Source organism: Arthrobacter sp. SLBN-112, assembly GCF_006715225.1.
Lineage (GTDB): Bacteria > Actinomycetota > Actinomycetes > Actinomycetales > Micrococcaceae > Arthrobacter.
Genome location: NZ_VFMU01000001.1, coordinates 602057 through 617282 on the forward strand (window position 1 = coordinate 602057; position 15226 = coordinate 617282).

Sequence of the window (15226 nt, forward strand, 5' to 3'; positions counted from 1 at the left end):
AAGCGGAAACGGTGACGAAGCCGAAAGCAAGGGAAGATAGATCAAAGCCCCTCCTCGGAAGGACCTACGATGACGTACACAGTGAACTGCTCCATCCTCCTCACGGAGCTTCCCCTGCTCGAGCGCCCTGCTGCAGCAAAGGCAGCAGGCTTTGACGCCGTCGAGTTCTGGTGGCCCTTCGAGGCCTCGGTCCCGGCAGACAGCGAGATCACCGAGTTCGAGAACGCCATCACGGACGCCGGCGTGCAGCTGACCGGCCTGAACTTCAACGCCGGCAACATGCCTGCCGGCGACCGCGGCCTGGTCTCCTGGAAGGGCCGCTGCTCCGAGTTCAAGGACAACATCGACGTCGTGGCCGGCATCGGCGAGCGCCTGGGCTGCAAGGCCTTCAATGCCCTCTACGGCAACCGGCAGGACGAATTCACGCCCGAAGAGCAGGACGAACTCGCGGTCAAGAACCTGGCTGCAGCGGCAGAAGGCGTCGCCCGCATCGGCGGCACCGTCCTCCTGGAACCCGTCAGCGGCGCACCCAGGTACCCCCTCCTCACCGCCGACGACGCACTCAAGGTCATCGCCCGCGTCAAGGCGGAGGCCGGCGTCGGCAACATCAAGCTCCTCGCCGACTTCTACCACCTGGCCGTCAACGGCGACGACGTCCCGGCCGTGATCGAGAACCACGCCAAGGACTTCGGCCACATCCAGATCGCGGACAACCCGGGCCGCGGCGCCCCCGGCACCGGCACCCTCCCCCTCGGCGAATGGATCGCCCGCAGCCGTGAACTTGGCTACGAGGGCTACATCGGCCTCGAATACAAGGAACCGCAGGAGACTGCCTTCAGCTGGGCCATCCGCGAACACGCCGCCAAGTAATCCCCACCCGCCCAACTGAGTAGCAGTAGATGTCGTTTAGACCGCCCAAAACGACATCTACTGCGACCTAGTTGGGTAACCCCGACACAGACTTTCAGGAAAGAGAACCATCATGAGCAACGTTGCAGTCATCGGACTCGGAATCATGGGCCTGCCCATGGCCATCAACCTGGTCAAGGCCGGCCACACCGTCACCGGCTTCAACCGCAGCCAGGACAAGATCGACAAGCTCGTCTCCGAAGGCGGCAAGGGCGCCTCCAGCATCGCCGACGCCGTCAAGGATGCCGACGTCGTCATCACCATGGTGCCCGACTCCCCCGACGTCGAGGGCGTAGTCAGCGGCAAGGACGGCGTCTTCGCAAACGCAAAGCAGGGCGCCCTCTGGATCGACGCGTCCAGCATCCGCCCCGACGTCGCCGTCCGCCTCGCGGCAGAGGCCAAGGAAGCAGGCATCCGCCCCCTCGACGCACCCGTCTCCGGCGGTGAACAGGGCGCCATCGACGCCCTCCTCTCCATCATGGTGGGCGGCGACAAGAAGGACTTCGACGACGCCCAGGACATCCTGAACGCTGTCGGCAAAACCATCGTCCACGTGGGCCCCTCCGGCTCCGGCCAGACCGTCAAGGCTGCAAACCAGCTGATCGTCGCCGTCAACATCGAGGTCCTCGGCGAAGCAATCGCCTTCCTTGAGGCCTACGGCGTGGACACCGACGCCGCCCTCAAGGTGCTCGGCGGCGGCCTGGCCGGCTCCAAGGTCCTGGACCAGAAGGGCCAGAAGATGCTGGACCGCAACTTCGAGCCCGGCTTCCGCCTTGCCCTGCACCACAAGGACCTGGGCATCGTCACCTCCGCCGCCCGTGAAGCCAACGTCGCCATCCCGCTTGGCGCCCTCGTCGCCCAGCTCGTCGCCGCCACCGTCAACCAGGGCGACGGCGCACTGGACCACTCCGGACTCTTCAAGCAGGTCCTCCAGCTCTCCGGCCGCAGGTAACCCCGGCAGCAGGCGAACCAGCCCCTCCATAACGGGGCACTTCGACACAGACACGCCGGCCGCCGTCGTCAATTACGACGGCGGCCACCCCCAAAGTGCCCCACGACGGTTCGTGGGGGTACTTCAGCACACCCAAAAACCGACTTCCCAAGCTTTCAAGGAGCACCCCATGAGCAAGATGCGTACCGTTGATGCAGCGGTGGCCATCCTGGAAAAGGAAGGCGCCATCGAGGCGTTCGGACTGCCAGGCGCCGCCATCAACCCCTTCTATTCCGCAATGCGCGCCCACGGCGGTATTCGCCACACCCTGGCCCGCCACGTTGAAGGTGCCAGCCACATGGCTGACGGCTTCAGCCGCGCCAAGGACGGCAACATCGGCATCTGCATCGGCACCTCCGGCCCCGCCGGCACCGACATGATCACCGGCCTCTACGCCGCCTGGGCAGACTCCATCCCCATGCTCTGCATCACCGGCCAGGCCCCCGTGGCCAAGCTGCACAAGGAAGACTTCCAGGCCGTGGACATCGAGTCCATCGCCAAGCCCGTCACCAAGATGGCCATGACCATCCTGGAGCCCGGCCAGGTTCCCGGTGCCTTCCAGAAAGCCTTCCAGCTGATGCGCTCCGGCCGCCCCGGCCCGGTCCTGCTGGACCTGCCCATCGACGTGCAGCTGGCCGAGATCGAGTTCGACATCGACACCTACGAGCCCCTGACCGTCGAAAAGCCCAAGGCCTCCCGCAAGCAGCTGGAAAAGGCCCTGGACATGCTCCTCGCCGCCAAGCACCCGCTGATCGTGGCCGGGGGCGGCATCATCAACGCCGGCGCCTCCGCCCAGCTGGTGGAGCTGGCCGAGACCCTGAATGTGCCCGTGATCCCCACCCTGATGGGCTGGGGCACCATCCCGGACGACCACCGGCTCATGGCCGGCATGGTGGGCCTGCAGACCTCGCACCGCTACGGCAACGAGAACTACCTGCAGAGCGACTTCGTGATCGGCATCGGCAACCGCTGGGCCAACCGCCACACCGGCGGCCTCGAGACGTACACGGCGGGCCGGAAGTTCGTGCACATCGACATCGAGCCCACGCAGATCGGCCGCGTGTTCTCGCCGGACCTGGGCATCGCGTCCGACGCCGGTGCGGCGCTGGCCGGGCTGGTTGAGCTCACCAGGGAGCGCAAGGCGGCAGGGTCCCTGCCGGACTACAGCGGTTGGGTTGCCGAATGCCAGGAGCGCAAGGCCTCCCTGCACCGCAAGACGCACTTCGAGAACATCCCCATCAAGCCGCAGCGCGTGTACGAGGAGATGAACAAGTCCTTCGGCCGCGACACCACGTACGTGTCCACCATCGGGCTGTCCCAGATCGCCGGCGCCCAGATGCTGCACGTGTTCGGCCCGCGCAAGTGGATCAACGCCGGCCAGGCAGGCCCCCTGGGCTGGACCGCCCCGGCCGCGCTCGGCGTGGTGCGCGCCAACCCGGAACAGACCGTGGTGGCCCTCTCCGGTGACTACGACTTCCAGTTCATGATCGAGGAACTGGCCGTGGGCGCGCAGTTCAACCTGCCGTACATCCACGTGGTGGTGAACAACTCCTACCTGGGCCTGATCCGCCAGTCCCAGCGCGGCTTCAACATGGAGCAGAACGTGTCCCTGGCGTTCGACAACGTCAACAGCGCGGACTTGTCCGAAAACGCACGCGGCTACGGCGTGGACCACCTCAAGGTGGCTGAAGGCCTGGGCTGCAAGGCCGTCCGCGTGGAGGACCCCAGCGACCTCGCCGCCGCGTTCGACAAGGCCAAGGCCCTGATGGGCGAGTTCCAGGTTCCCGTGGTGGTGGAAGTGATCCTGGAAAAGGTCACCAACATCTCCATGGGCGTGGAGATCAACGCCGTGAACGAGTTCGAGGAACTGGCCGAGACCGCCGCGGACGCCCCTACCGCCATCCTGGCCCTGCAGGCATAACCATGCGCGTGGTTATCGCCCCGGACAAGTTCAAGGGATCGCTCTCCGCCCCGGAAGTCTGCAGCCACCTGGAAAAGGGCCTGCAGCGCGGGGCGGGCGGGAACCTTGAGGTGGTCCGGATTCCGGTGGCCGACGGCGGCGAGGGTACCCTTGACGCCGCCGTCGGCTCCGGCTTCACCCGCCGCGGCGCAACGGTCACCGGTCCCACGGGCCAGCCCGTGGAAGCGGACTTCGCCGTCCGGGGACATGAAGCCGTCATCGAGATGGCCACGGCGTCCGGGCTCGCGCTGGTGCCGGGCGTGCAAAACGGTGGCCGGCCGGACTCGGCAGCCGCCACCAACGCCACCAGCCTCGGGACTGGCCAGCTCATCCGCGCCGCATTGGACGCCGGCTGCCGCCGGATCATCCTCGGCGTGGGCGGCAGTGCCAACACTGACGGCGGCGCCGGGCTCCTGCAGGGACTCGGCGCCAGGTTCCTGGACAGCAGGAACAATGAACTCCCACCGGGCGGGGCTGCGCTGGCAAACCTGCACAGCATCGATTTCACTGATTTCGAGCCCCGGCTGGTGGACACCCGCTTTGTGCTGGCATCCGACGTCGACAACCCGCTGCTGGGCGCCCAGGGCGCCGCAGCCGTTTTCGGCCCGCAGAAGGGCGCCACACAACAGGACGTCGGCATGCTCGACGCCGCCCTGGCCAGGTTTGTCGAAGTCCTGGCCAGGGAAATCGGATTTCGCGCCGTCAAGGCTGCCGAGGCTCCCGGAGCCGGGGCAGCCGGAGGCGTGGGCTACGCCGCCATCGCCGTCCTGGCCGCAACGCGGCGGCCGGGCATCGACGTCGTCCTCGAATTCACCGGGTTGGCGGACCGGCTGGCGGGCGCCGACCTGCTGATCACGGGAGAAGGCAGCCTGGACGAGCAAAGCCTGCTGGGCAAGACCCCCATGGGTGTTGCCCGCGCCGCCGCTGCCCAGGGCGTTCCAGTCGTCGCCGTCTGCGGCCGGACCACCTTGGACCCCGGCCAGGCGGCTGCCGCCGGATTCGAGGACATCCACGCTTTGACGGCGCTGGAAAGCGATGTAAACAGGTGCATAGCAGAGGCAGGACCCCTGCTGGAGCAGCTGGGCACCCAGATCAGTGCGGGACTCGCGGCCAACAGGCCCGCCACCGCAAGTACCAAGGAGGACCTCCGTGTCTGAAGAACGTTTTGACCTGGTCATCCGGGGCCAGCGCATCCTCACCACCGCCGGCATCGCCCCGCGCGAGGTGGGCGTCCGCAACGGCAGGATCGTGGCCATCGAACCGCTGGGCAACGGCCTGGCCAGTGCCGAAGTCATTGAACTCGCCGACGACGAAACCCTGCTGCCCGGCCTGGTGGACACCCACGTCCACGTCAATGAGCCCGGCCGCACCGAGTGGGAGGGCTTCGCCTCCGCCACCCGCGCCGCGGCAGCCGGCGGCGTGACCACCATCATCGACATGCCGCTGAACTCCGTCCCGCCCACCACAACCGTGGAAAACCTCAAGCTCAAGCGCGAGGTGGCCGAGGACCAGGCATTCATCGACGTCGGATTCTGGGGCGGCGCAATCCCCGGCAACAAAGCCGACCTGCGTCCCCTGCATGACGAGGGCGTGTTCGGCTTCAAGTGCTTCCTCCTGCACTCCGGCGTGGACGAGTTCCCGCACCTGGATGCCGACGAGATGGAGGAGGACATGGCCGAGCTGAAGTCCTTCGATTCCCTCATGATCGTCCATGCGGAGGACTCGCACGCCATTGACCGCGCCCCGCACCCCGGCGGTGACCACTACCAGACCTTCCTGGCCTCCCGCCCCCGGGGCGCCGAGAACAAGGCCATCGCCGAGGTCATAGAACGGGCCCGCTGGACCGGTGCCCGTGCGCACATCCTGCACCTGTCGTCGTCGGACGCGCTCCCCATGATTGCCAGCGCAAAGCGCGACGGCGTGAAGCTCACCGTGGAAACCTGCCCGCACTACCTCACGCTGATGGCGGAGGAAATCCCGGACGGTGCCACCGCCTACAAGTGCTGCCCGCCCATCCGCGAGGCCTCCAACCGGGAACTGCTGTGGCAGGGCCTGCAGGACGGCACCATCGACTGCATCGTCTCGGACCACTCCCCCTCCACACTGGACCTGAAGGACCTGGAAAACGGCGACTTCGCCGTGGCCTGGGGCGGAGTTTCCTCGCTGCAGCTGGGCCTGTCCCTGATCTGGACCGAAGCCCGGCACCGCGGGATCCCGCTGGAGCAGGTGGTGTCCTGGATGGCGGAGAAGCCCGCCAACCTGGCACGCCTCACCAACAAGGGGCAGCTGGCGCTGGGCTACGACGCGGACTTCGCCATTTTCGCGCCGGACGAGGCGTTCGTGGTGGACGTGTCAAAGCTCAAGCACAAGAACCCGATCACCCCGTACGACGGCAAAGCGCTGTCCGGCGTGGTGCGCAAGACCTTCCTCCGCGGTGCCGCAGTGGACGGCCAGACCCCTACGGGCAGGCTGATCCGCCGCGGCGGCGTCTAGGGACGCGCCATGGCAGTGGAAGTCCACCATCCAAGGACGGCGTACCGTCCACGGTTGGCCCCGCCCAAAGCTGCCGCCCGCGGACTTGCCGTTTGGGTGGTCCCGGCCGAAGGAACCAGCCCGGAAATCCTGCGCCACGCCGCCCAAATGGTCCTGGCAAGGGCCCTCGAAACTGCTCCGGAGGCGGAAGTCCATTGGCCTGCCGCCGGAGCCCCCACGTCCGCCGCGGAAGGAGACGCAGCCGACTCCTCTCCGTCTCCTTCCACGGCGGAGGCAGCCGGCCCGGCACTTCCAAAGGACGACGACGGCACGCGGCTGCCGCCGTCGGCCGGCCCCGTCAGCCGGGTCGCCGTGGATCTCGCCGCCGACACCGTCCTGCTGGACGGCAGGCCGGTGGCGCTGACCGGCGTCGAATACAAAGTGCTGCGCTACCTGGTGACGCACCTGTCACGGACGGTGGGCCGCGAGGAACTGCAGGAGTTCCTGGAATCGCTGGATTTTCCCGGCGCCACGGCGCGCTCCATCGACGTCTACGTGGGCAGGATCCGCAAGAAACTAGGCAACGCCCGCCATGCCGTGGCCACCGTGCGCGGCGGCGGATACCAGTTTGTGCCGGGCCCGCACGCAGCCGTTCGTGGACCGGCGGAATACTGCATATGACGCGCTGGTTTGTATCACTAAGCGGCAACCCGCTTCACTTGATGTTTGGCCATCACTGACCGAGTCTTACAAAGGAACGCCATGAGCCCCACCCTGACCACCAAGCTTCAGCCCGGCACCCCGGCTCCTGAATTCACCCTCCAGGACGCCCAGGGCCGGGAGACCTCCTTGGCCGACTTCCGCGGCAGGAACGTCATTGTGTACTTCTACCCGAAGGCCGCCACCCCCGGCTGCACCACCGAGGCCTGCGACTTCCGCGACAGCCTGGCATCCCTCCAGGGCAAGGGCTACGAGGTCGTCGGCATCTCCCCGGACGCCCAGGAAGCCCTGGCCGGCTTCACCGGTGATTTCTCCCTGACCTTCCCGCTGCTCTCCGACCCCGACCACACTGTTGCCCTGGCCTACGGCGCCTGGGGCGAAAAACTGGTCCACGGCGAAATCCACGAGGGCATTGTCCGCTCCACCGTTGTGCTGGACCCCGAAGGAAAAGTCACCCTGGCCCAGTACCAGGTGCAGGCCGACGGCCACGTCGCCCAGCTCAAGGAAGCCCTGGGCGTCTAGGACGCTCCATCACCTTCCGCAGGTTCCCCTGGACGCTTCCGCAGATGCTGCGGGAGCGTCCGGCCTTTAACCGGCCGCCTTCGCTTCTGCCGCCACCTGCGCATACGAATCCGATACGCGGCGGTAGACCGGCGTCAGGAAGGCCAGCAGGGCGGCCGCGATCATGATGATGCCGCCCACCAGGAAAACCAGTGCGATGCCCCGCGAGGTGCCCTCGCCCAGCAGCGGAGCCAGCCGGGCGGCGCCGTCCGCGGACCGCGCGTAGGGAATGATCCAGAACTGGGCAATGGGGGCGATCACGAACGCCGTCACGGGCGCCGCGGCTGACTCGAATGCCATGGCGAAGCCAAAAACCCTGCCCTGCCGCTCCAACGGAACCACCCGCTGGATCACGGTTTGTTCGGCCGCCTCCACGAACGGGACCAGCACCAGGTAAAGCCAGATCCCCAGGATGTAAAGCCACGCCCACTCCCGCAGCGTGAACACTGCACCGATCACGCCCATGGCCGCCACCGCAGCCAGCAGGGTCCGCAGGGGATTGGCGCCGAGCCCGAACTTGCCGATCAGGGCGCCACCGATGATGAACCCGGTGGATCCCACCGCGAAGACGGCGCCCCACATCTCCACGGAGAACATTTCCAGCCCGTACGGATCCATCAGCGCCATGTAGACGCCGCCGATGAAGTTGTTGAACGTGGAAAACAGGATCAACGCGAACAACCCCGAGATGGCCAGCACGGCCGCGAGCGAGCCCCGGAGGTCGAACCCGCCGTGGGCGTCCGTTGCAGCGGCCCGCACCTCCTCCGGCATCCGCAGGGTCAGCAGGTGGACAAAGGCCACCGCCGTGAGCACCAGGGCGGCGGCAATGGTCCAGCCCATGCCCAGCAGGCCCACCGATAATCCGGACAGCAGGGAGGTGACGATGAACATCAGTCCCTGCACCATCCCCACCAGCCCGTTGGCGTTGGCGCGGCGCTCCGGTTCGATGAGGATGGTCACGGTGGTGGAGAGGGCAATGTTCCGCAGGTTCTCCACCACGGCGCCGATCAGGATGACCAGGGTGAAGACCCAGAACCACGGGCCCGCAAGGTCCAGCAGGGACGTAGCCGGCGTCAGCAGGAACATCACCCCGGACAGCACGAACATCACCAGCGTGAAGCCGGCGGCAAAGCGCATCACGGCCAGCTTGCGGTACCGGTCCACGAAGGTGCCGAAGCTGATGCTGGAGAGGGCAATGAGCAGCATGTACGCGCCGCCCACCACGCCCGTGGCGATCACGTTGCGCGTCTCCAGGTACAGCCAGAACGTCAGGGCGAACCACAGATAGCTGGTGGTGATGTTGGCCAGGGCGGTGTTGACCAGGATGCCGGTGAAGGTCCGGGAGCGTTCGGCTGGACTGCGCAGGGAGGTGCCGACGGTATCCGGACCCGCAGCAGCCTTCCCCGGTTCCTGCTGGGTCATGGGTTCCAGTGTAGTGAGGCACCATAATTGCCAACAGGGTGGAAACTAGGCTGATGGGGAGGTCGTTGGCGCACAGGGAAGGGACGGGCATGGACCACGGGACGGAAAAGGAAACCCCGGACGACAGGATCGATCCCCGCCTCCTGTTGCTGTTGACCTCGGTCTTTGGGACAGGCCCCGACGCAACCCTGGAACTCACCGTGGTGGTTGACGGTGCCGTCATTTCGGGGTCGGTGGTGTCGGAGCATTCGTGGACCCAGCGGCAGAATGACCAGGTGCGGATCGGCAGCTGGGCCATCGCCGGGGTTCTCGACTCGTGGGAATCCGGCGCGGATGAAGCCGATATCCGCTCTGGAGGCCAGCCACGGTACATCCATTTCCTGGGGCCAGTCCTGCTTTCAGGAGGTGTCAGGGTGCCCCTTCAGGCAACCAGGGTTGATGTCCGCAAGGTCGCCGCCTGGAGCATCGGCAGGATGCCGGAAGACTAGGATGGCGGCATGGCCATTGAGGTGCACCCGGCGACGAACTTCGAGGACGTGAAGGCAGTGCTGGGGCCCAAACGGCCGGATGCCACCGTCTGCTGGTGCCTGAGCTACCGGATCCCTTCCAAACAGAACATCTCCCTCCGTGCTGAAGAGCGCGGGGAGCTGGTCAGGCAGCTGGTGGCCCAGAATCCGCCCCCCGGAGTGGTGGCGTACGACGGCGGCGCACCAGTTGGGTGGGCAGCAGTCCATCCACGTGCGGACACAACCTTTGCCCGCAACAGAAGAATTCCCCATGTGGACGATCAGGACGTGTGGTCCGTGTGGTGCCTTCGCGTCCGTCCCGGCCACCGCGGCATAGGTATCTCGCACCATCTCCTGGCCGGCGCCGTGGCTATGGCCCGCTCCCACGGGGCACGCGCCATCGAGGGCTATCCCGTGGACAACAAGGGCAGCAAGGTGGACCTCACCATGGCCTACGTGGGCACCCGGAAGCTGTTCGAGGACGCGGGCTTCACCAAGGCGGCGGACACCCAATCCGTGCTGAACGGCTTCCCGCGGGTACTCATGCGGCTGGAGCTGGCATGACTGGGGAAGTTTTGGCGGCAGTCCTCGCTGAGCTGTCCGCACTCGAAGACCCACATGTGCGCGGGGCCAACCAAAAGCGCGGGGATGACCACGGCGTCAACCTCGCCCGGCTGCGGGAGATCGCCAGGCGTTTGAAGACCCAGCAGGACCTTGCCCTGGATCTTTGGGCTACCGGTGATACGGCGGCGCGGCTGCTGGCTGTGTTGATCTGCCGCCCGAAAGACTTTGGTCCAGACGAACTGGACATCATGCTCCGCGAGTCGGGCGCACCTAAACTGCAGGACTGGCTGGTGAACTATGTGGTCAAGAAGACACCTCACGCCGCGGCCCTGCGGCTCGCCTGGATGGCTGATCCCGACGAACGTGTTGCAAGTGCCGGCTGGGAGCTGACCGCCGACCGGGCAGCCAGGAAACCCGATGGACTGGATCTGCCAGGCCTCCTGGACACCATCGAAGCGCAGATGAAGGACGCTCCGGGCCGGCTGCAGTGGTCAATGAACACCACCCTCGTGCGGATCGGCATTGAACACGCGGATCTCCGGGCCCGGGCCCTGGACATCGGCGAGCGCCTGGGCGTCCTGAAGGACTACCCCACGCCACCCAATTGCACGTCGCCGTACGCGCCTGCATGGATCAATGAGATGGTCAGCCGGCAGCAGCGGGCCTAACCGGCAGTACACCCGGGCCGGAACGCGATGGGCAGGTGGGAGGCTACTTCCGCCGCCAGTATTTGCCCCAGTCGACTTCCATGGCCCACAGCGCCAGAAGCAGCGCGTCCATGGTCATCAGCCCTGCCAAAAGGTACGCCCAACCCGCCAAAGCACCCACTGCAATCTCCTGACTATCCCCAGCCAATCGATTGCTGCTAAGTGTGGCACCTAGAGCGCCGGGACGGAATGCCCTCCACCCGCAGTTTTAAAAAGCACGCCCAACCTGTGGTGCGCCTCGGTCTCCAGCTTGAGCCGGCGGGTCAGTTTCTCCACGTGCCGGGACATCTCCTCCCCCACCGGGAGCCGGTCTCCGGGCCAGCTGGACGCTTCCCGGGATTCCGCCAGCGCGTCCTCCAGTTCCCTGGCCGCCGCCCGCACTTTGCGTGAATGGAAATAAAGGCGGAGCAATGCCTTGGCCTTGTCCGCACCGTTCCTTTTCATGTGTTCCATTGGCTTCCCCGCCTTCCGCAAGCCGTGCAGCCCCCAAACGGCCGTCGTCGTACCGTCTCTTGTGGAAAGCTGCTGCGTTCCTTCGAGTGTGACCGGCGTTCCTCAACGTCCCGGCAAGCAGATGCCAAGATTTCCGCAAGATCTGCTGAGTGGCTGTGCAGTACTGGCGGAAGTGGACAAAGACAACCGTGCTGTCAGCGAAGTCACGGAAACCGGGAGCGCACGAAATGTCCTGTGCGCCTTAATACTGTAGAAGTAGAGCTATGGTCTCTCCCCCCGAAATCCGCCGTGCGGTGGTCATTGAAGATGACCCGGACACCCGAGGGCTGCTGGTCCACGTCCTGGTCAAGCAGGGCTTCGAGGTCACCCAGGCCGGCGCAGGGTTGCCGGGAGTGGAGGAGGTCCGCCGCATCAAACCGGATCTGGTGACCCTGGACCTGAACCTGCCGGACCTTGACGGGCTGGAGGTATGCAAGCTCCTGCGGGAATTCTCGGACGCATTCATCGTGATGCTCACCGCCCGTGCAGACGAACTCGACAAGCTGACCGGCCTGGACAACGGCGCCGACGAATACATCAGCAAACCGTTCAGCCCCCGGGAACTGCAGTCCCGCATCAACGCCCTGTTCCGGCGCCGCCCCTCACCCGCAGCGGAATCCGCGTCGCGGGGCGAGCTGGAACGCGCCACCGAAGTGCAGCAAAGCCTCCTGCCCAAGGAAGATATCCGGGTTGAGGGTTACGACATGGCGGGCTTCTTCCGCCCGTCCCGCAGCGTGGGCGGGCACTTCTACGACTGGTACCAGACGCCCGACGGGCTCCACCTCACCTTTGCCGACGCCATGGGCAAGGGGGCAGGGCGATCCACCACGCCTCCCAGTTCAGGGAGGCCATCCAGCGCCACGCGATGTAGTTCAGGCCGGTCAGGACTGGTGGTTGTTAAGACCGACATGACTGAAGCTGTTCCGTCACCGCTTGACACCGCCATGGGCCTGCTCTTGAATATTACGTATGCTGAAATAACAGTTCCATGATGCGGAAGCTCTGTTGATGGTGATCCATGAACGGGCGCCGACCTCTCCGGCATCCGCATAGCCGTCACCATGGATGCCAGCATGACCATCGAGGAAGACGCCAGCATGAAGCTTGCCGAATTCAACGCCGCCGATTCCGCCGCGGCCCAGGCCACCCTCCGGCCCTGCATCGACGTCAGCCGCTGGGTGGAGGTGGTGGCAGCAGCACGGCCATTCAGCAGCCGTGACCAGCTGCTGGAGTTCGCCGCCCAGGCAGCAAATCCGTTCACCCCTGCAGAGGTTGAAGCCGCCATGGCCCACCATCCCAGGATCGGGGAACGTCCGACGGCGGCCAGCACCGAAGCGTCCATGTCACGTTCCGAGCAGGCCGGGGTGGACCCCGCGGATGCCGCGGCAGCCGAGTCCCTGGCCCGGGGGAACCGCGAGTATGAGGAGAAGTTCGGCCGGGTCTTCCTTATCCGGGCCGCCGGTCGCACAGCCCCGGCGATCCTGCAGGCCCTGAACCAGCGGCTCACCAACTCCCCCGAAGAAGAAGACACCATCGTGGCCCAGCAGCTGCGCGAAATCGCCGTACTGCGGCTTGAAGGACTGATCAGCGAATGAGCATTTCCCACGTGACCACCCACATCCTTGACACCGGTGCCGGGCGCCCGGCGGCGGGGGTCGCCGTCGTCCTTTTGAAGAACTACTCCGGCAACTGGCGCGAGCTGGCAGCGTCCAGCACGGATACCGACGGCCGGGCCAAGGACCTGGGGCCGGAGCAGCTGGAACCCGGGCACTACAAGCTGAACTTCGCCACAGGCAAGTACTACGCCGGGCTGGGGACGGCAACGTTCTTCCCGGAGGTGGACCTGGTCTTCGAAGTCACCGGCCCAGAGCACTACCATGTGCCCCTGCTTTTGAGCCCGTTCGCCTACTCCACCTACCGCGGCAGCTAGCGGGAATTCCGGGAGCCGCTGCGTCAAGCGCGTTAACCCAATGTCATGGCCGTCACAGTTCCCGGCATAGGATCAGGAAGTATGGCTTCGAATAGAGATCCTGAATCCGATACCGATGCCGACGGCGGCCAGTCCGGCGGGGTGCAGTCCGTGGAGCGCGCCCTGACGGTTCTGGAAATCCTGGCCCGGGAGGGGCATGCCGGGGTGAGCGAGATCGCCGAGGAGATGGGGATCCACAAATCCACCGTTTCGCGGCTGATGGGGTCCCTGGTAAGCCGGGAGATGGTTCACCAGAACAGCGAGCGAGGAAAGTACCAGCTCGGATTTGGCATCCTGCGCCTGGCCAGCTCCATTCCCGCGCGGCTCAGCCTGGTCCACGAGGCACGGCCCGTCCTGGAAAGCCTGGCGGAGGAATTCAAGGAAACGGTCAACCTTGCCGTCCTGCGCTCCAACTACGCGGTGAACGTGGACCAGGCCATGGGCCCCTCCACGCTGGCCACCTACGACTGGGTGGGAAGCCTGACACCGCTGCATGCCACGTCCAGCGGCAAGGTGCTCCTGGCCGCGCTCAGCGCCGATGAGCGCGACCGCATCCTGAGGGAGACGGGCCTGGCTGCCCGCACAGCGCGCACCATCACCAGCCGCAAAGAACTCGACGCGCAGCTGCTCGAGGTAGCCGCCAAGGGGTACGCAGTGGTGCGTGAGGAGTTCGAGATCGGACTGAATGCCGTGGCCGTGCCCGTCTACAACCACCAAGGCACGGTAATTGGTGCCCTCAGCATCTCAGGGCCGGCCTTCCGCTTCGAGCCGGAGCAGATTCCAGGCCTGCTGGAATCACTCAAGGAAGCCGGGCTCAAAGTCAGCGCAAACATGGGCTACACCCACCGCTGAGACGGCGCGTTCCTCCAGCGGCGCAGAAAAAGCAATGGGCGAAGGGACGCCCCACGCTGGCAGCGCTCAGAGGTCCTCGTCGAGCCGGCCGGTGAGGATCCGGTTGGCGTTGACCTGCAGGATGCCGAGCGACTCCTGGATCAGGGGTGAGGCGATGCTGCCCCTGCGCACCGCAGCGACAATGCGGCGCGTGGGCTTTGCCTTACCGGTGATGCGTAGCCGAACCACGTTTTCGGCGCCATGCAAAGGCGCCAACCGGGGCAGCAGCCCGACGCCCAGCCCCGCACCCACGAATGCGATGTGGGTTTCCCATTCGACGGCCTCATGGGCAATCCGCGGTGTCACCCCGACTGCCGTGAACGCCGCCGTGAAGAGGGAATGGTAAGTGGAACCGGCGGCCTCCGTGATCCAGGGTTCGGACGCCAGCTCTTCAAGCGTCGCTGTTTCGCGTGACGCCAGGGGATGGTCACCGGGAATGATCACGTCCAGTGGATCGTCGAGCAGAACCCTCTGCTCGAAACGCGGGTCGTCCTCGCCATAACTTCCGGACTGCATGGCGACAATGACTGCAAGGTCGATTCGTTCCGCAACCAACAAGTCGAAGCAGCGGGCCGGATCAGCCTCCAGAACCTGTACCTCCAGCAGGGGGCGTGTTGAGCGCAGGGTGGCGGCCAGCGGCGCGAGCAAGTGGGCGGCTGCAGAGGAGAACCCGCCGAGGCCAAAGTGGGATTGCACCTGGTCGCCGGCCTCCATGGCTGCGGCGCGCAGGCTCTCCCACTGGGCAATAAGGGGATCCGAGCCCGCCACGAGAAAGCGTCCCGTGGCGGTAAGCCGCACGCCCCGGCCGTCTTTCGTCAGCAGCTGCATTCCAAGCACGCGCTGGAGCTCCCGCAGTTGCGCGGAGACGGCAGATGGAGAATACCCCGTGAGCTCCGCAGTAGCGCCGATGGTGCCACAGCGGGCGAACACTCGGAGAGTGGTGAGTCGCGGATCAATCATGCACCTATTTTGCATTGTTATCTTCAAAATCTCGCGCTTTTGTTGCAGCACTTGTGACCCTAATCTCATCACTACAGGTTCTTCGACGATGCCGCCAGCACC

General features: G+C 65.8%; 15 protein-coding genes and 2 pseudogenes. 14 read left to right on the forward strand and 3 right to left on the reverse strand.

Going from position 1 to position 15226, the window contains the following annotated elements:
- Nucleotides 1-69 precede the first annotated feature (69 nt).
- The 7 genes and pseudogenes from FBY33_RS02875 (at nucleotide 70) to bcp (ending at nucleotide 7574) form a co-directional block, all read left to right on the forward strand.
- Nucleotides 70-870 carry a hydroxypyruvate isomerase family protein gene (locus FBY33_RS02875; protein WP_142029216.1) on the forward strand — a complete coding sequence of 267 codons (801 nt, stop codon included), beginning with the start codon at nucleotides 70-72 and terminating at the stop codon, nucleotides 868-870.
- Nucleotides 871-970: 100 nt separating this feature from the next.
- Nucleotides 971-1861 (forward strand): annotated as a pseudogene (locus tag FBY33_RS02880) (2-hydroxy-3-oxopropionate reductase); the annotation flags it as partial.
- Between the two features lie 169 nt (nucleotides 1862-2030).
- Nucleotides 2031-3821, forward strand: coding sequence for a glyoxylate carboligase (gcl, locus tag FBY33_RS02885; protein ID WP_142029218.1), 1791 nt, complete (start codon nucleotides 2031-2033; stop codon nucleotides 3819-3821).
- 2 nt (nucleotides 3822-3823) lie between these two features.
- The gene (locus FBY33_RS02890; RefSeq protein ID WP_142029219.1) at nucleotides 3824-5017 is read left to right on the forward strand and encodes a glycerate kinase; all 1194 of its coding nucleotides are present in this window, start codon (nucleotides 3824-3826) and stop codon (nucleotides 5015-5017) included.
- On the forward strand, nucleotides 5010-6353 hold the full coding sequence (gene allB / locus FBY33_RS02895) for an allantoinase AllB (protein ID WP_142029220.1): 1344 nt from the start codon (nucleotides 5010-5012) through the stop codon (nucleotides 6351-6353). Before FBY33_RS02890 ends, allB begins: the two co-directional genes overlap by 8 nt.
- Before the next feature lie 9 nt (nucleotides 6354-6362).
- A complete protein-coding gene (locus FBY33_RS02900) occupies nucleotides 6363-7013 on the forward strand; it encodes a winged helix-turn-helix domain-containing protein (protein WP_142029221.1) in 651 nt (216 codons plus the stop codon).
- An 81-nt stretch (nucleotides 7014-7094) separates the two neighbouring features.
- Nucleotides 7095-7574: a thioredoxin-dependent thiol peroxidase gene (gene bcp / locus FBY33_RS02905; protein ID WP_142029222.1), complete on the forward strand. Its 480-nt coding sequence runs from the start codon at nucleotides 7095-7097 to the stop codon at nucleotides 7572-7574.
- 66 nt (nucleotides 7575-7640) lie between these two features.
- Here bcp and FBY33_RS02910 read toward each other — a convergent pair whose 3' ends face one another.
- Nucleotides 7641-9035 carry an MFS transporter gene (locus FBY33_RS02910; RefSeq protein ID WP_142029223.1) on the reverse strand — a complete coding sequence of 465 codons (1395 nt, stop codon included), beginning with the start codon at nucleotides 9033-9035 and terminating at the stop codon, nucleotides 7641-7643.
- 89 nt (nucleotides 9036-9124) lie between these two features.
- Here FBY33_RS02910 and FBY33_RS02915 point away from each other — a divergent pair, with 89 nt between their 5' ends.
- Genes FBY33_RS02915 through FBY33_RS02925 form a run of 3 tightly spaced genes read left to right on the forward strand, consistent with a single transcriptional unit; the run spans nucleotide 9125 to nucleotide 10773 of the window.
- Nucleotides 9125-9523, forward strand: coding sequence for a hypothetical protein (locus FBY33_RS02915; protein WP_142029224.1), 399 nt, complete (start codon nucleotides 9125-9127; stop codon nucleotides 9521-9523).
- A gap of 9 nt (nucleotides 9524-9532) precedes the next feature.
- Nucleotides 9533-10105 carry a GNAT family N-acetyltransferase gene (locus FBY33_RS02920; RefSeq protein ID WP_142029225.1) on the forward strand — a complete coding sequence of 191 codons (573 nt, stop codon included), beginning with the start codon at nucleotides 9533-9535 and terminating at the stop codon, nucleotides 10103-10105.
- Nucleotides 10102-10773: a DNA alkylation repair protein gene (locus FBY33_RS02925; protein ID WP_142029226.1), complete on the forward strand. Its 672-nt coding sequence runs from the start codon at nucleotides 10102-10104 to the stop codon at nucleotides 10771-10773. The genes FBY33_RS02920 and FBY33_RS02925 overlap by 4 nt, the downstream gene beginning before the upstream one ends.
- Before the next feature lie 210 nt (nucleotides 10774-10983).
- Here FBY33_RS02925 and FBY33_RS02930 read toward each other — a convergent pair whose 3' ends face one another.
- A complete protein-coding gene (locus tag FBY33_RS02930; protein WP_235010422.1) occupies nucleotides 10984-11265 on the reverse strand; it encodes a hypothetical protein in 282 nt (93 codons plus the stop codon).
- 263 nt (nucleotides 11266-11528) lie between these two features.
- On the opposite strand from FBY33_RS02930, the pseudogene FBY33_RS02935 reads away from it, so the two are divergent.
- The 4 genes and pseudogenes from FBY33_RS02935 to FBY33_RS02950 all read left to right on the forward strand — a co-directional run.
- A pseudogene (locus FBY33_RS02935) lies at nucleotides 11529-12122 on the forward strand (response regulator); the annotation flags it as partial.
- A 279-nt stretch (nucleotides 12123-12401) separates the two neighbouring features.
- Nucleotides 12402-12899: a 2-oxo-4-hydroxy-4-carboxy-5-ureidoimidazoline decarboxylase gene (gene uraD, locus FBY33_RS02940; RefSeq protein WP_142032482.1), complete on the forward strand. Its 498-nt coding sequence runs from the start codon at nucleotides 12402-12404 to the stop codon at nucleotides 12897-12899.
- Nucleotides 12896-13234 carry a hydroxyisourate hydrolase gene (gene uraH / locus FBY33_RS02945; RefSeq protein WP_142029228.1) on the forward strand — a complete coding sequence of 113 codons (339 nt, stop codon included), beginning with the start codon at nucleotides 12896-12898 and terminating at the stop codon, nucleotides 13232-13234. Before uraD ends, uraH begins: the two co-directional genes overlap by 4 nt.
- Before the next feature lie 81 nt (nucleotides 13235-13315).
- Nucleotides 13316-14125, forward strand: coding sequence for an IclR family transcriptional regulator (locus tag FBY33_RS02950; protein ID WP_142029229.1), 810 nt, complete (start codon nucleotides 13316-13318; stop codon nucleotides 14123-14125).
- Nucleotides 14126-14191: 66 nt separating this feature from the next.
- Here the strand turns inward: FBY33_RS02950 and FBY33_RS02955 are convergent, their stop codons facing one another.
- A complete protein-coding gene (locus FBY33_RS02955) occupies nucleotides 14192-15124 on the reverse strand; it encodes a LysR family transcriptional regulator (protein ID WP_142029230.1) in 933 nt (310 codons plus the stop codon).
- Between the last annotated feature and the right edge of the window lie 102 nt (nucleotides 15125-15226).

Bases quoted from the DNA above. Each gene is read 5' to 3' on its own strand.
- FBY33_RS02955 (WP_142029230.1), bottom strand. From the start codon at position 15,124: ATGATTGATCCGCGACTCACCACTCTCCGAGTGTTCGCCCGCTGTGGC.
- FBY33_RS02915 (WP_142029224.1), top strand. From the start codon at position 9,125: ATGGACCACGGGACGGAAAAGGAAACCCCGGACGACAGGATCGATCCC.
- FBY33_RS02890 (WP_142029219.1), top strand. From the start codon at position 3,824: ATGCGCGTGGTTATCGCCCCGGACAAGTTCAAGGGATCGCTCTCCGCC.
- FBY33_RS02920 (WP_142029225.1), top strand. From the start codon at position 9,533: ATGGCCATTGAGGTGCACCCGGCGACGAACTTCGAGGACGTGAAGGCA.
- FBY33_RS02950 (WP_142029229.1), top strand. From the start codon at position 13,316: ATGGCTTCGAATAGAGATCCTGAATCCGATACCGATGCCGACGGCGGC.
- gcl (WP_142029218.1), top strand. From the start codon at position 2,031: ATGAGCAAGATGCGTACCGTTGATGCAGCGGTGGCCATCCTGGAAAAG.
- uraD (WP_142032482.1), top strand. From the start codon at position 12,402: ATGAAGCTTGCCGAATTCAACGCCGCCGATTCCGCCGCGGCCCAGGCC.
- FBY33_RS02875 (WP_142029216.1), top strand. From the start codon at position 70: ATGACGTACACAGTGAACTGCTCCATCCTCCTCACGGAGCTTCCCCTG.
- FBY33_RS02930 (WP_235010422.1), bottom strand. From the start codon at position 11,265: ATGGAACACATGAAAAGGAACGGTGCGGACAAGGCCAAGGCATTGCTC.
- uraH (WP_142029228.1), top strand. From the start codon at position 12,896: ATGAGCATTTCCCACGTGACCACCCACATCCTTGACACCGGTGCCGGG.
- bcp (WP_142029222.1), top strand. From the start codon at position 7,095: ATGAGCCCCACCCTGACCACCAAGCTTCAGCCCGGCACCCCGGCTCCT.
- FBY33_RS02900 (WP_142029221.1), top strand. From the start codon at position 6,363: ATGGCAGTGGAAGTCCACCATCCAAGGACGGCGTACCGTCCACGGTTG.
- FBY33_RS02910 (WP_142029223.1), bottom strand. From the start codon at position 9,035: ATGACCCAGCAGGAACCGGGGAAGGCTGCTGCGGGTCCGGATACCGTC.
- FBY33_RS02925 (WP_142029226.1), top strand. From the start codon at position 10,102: ATGACTGGGGAAGTTTTGGCGGCAGTCCTCGCTGAGCTGTCCGCACTC.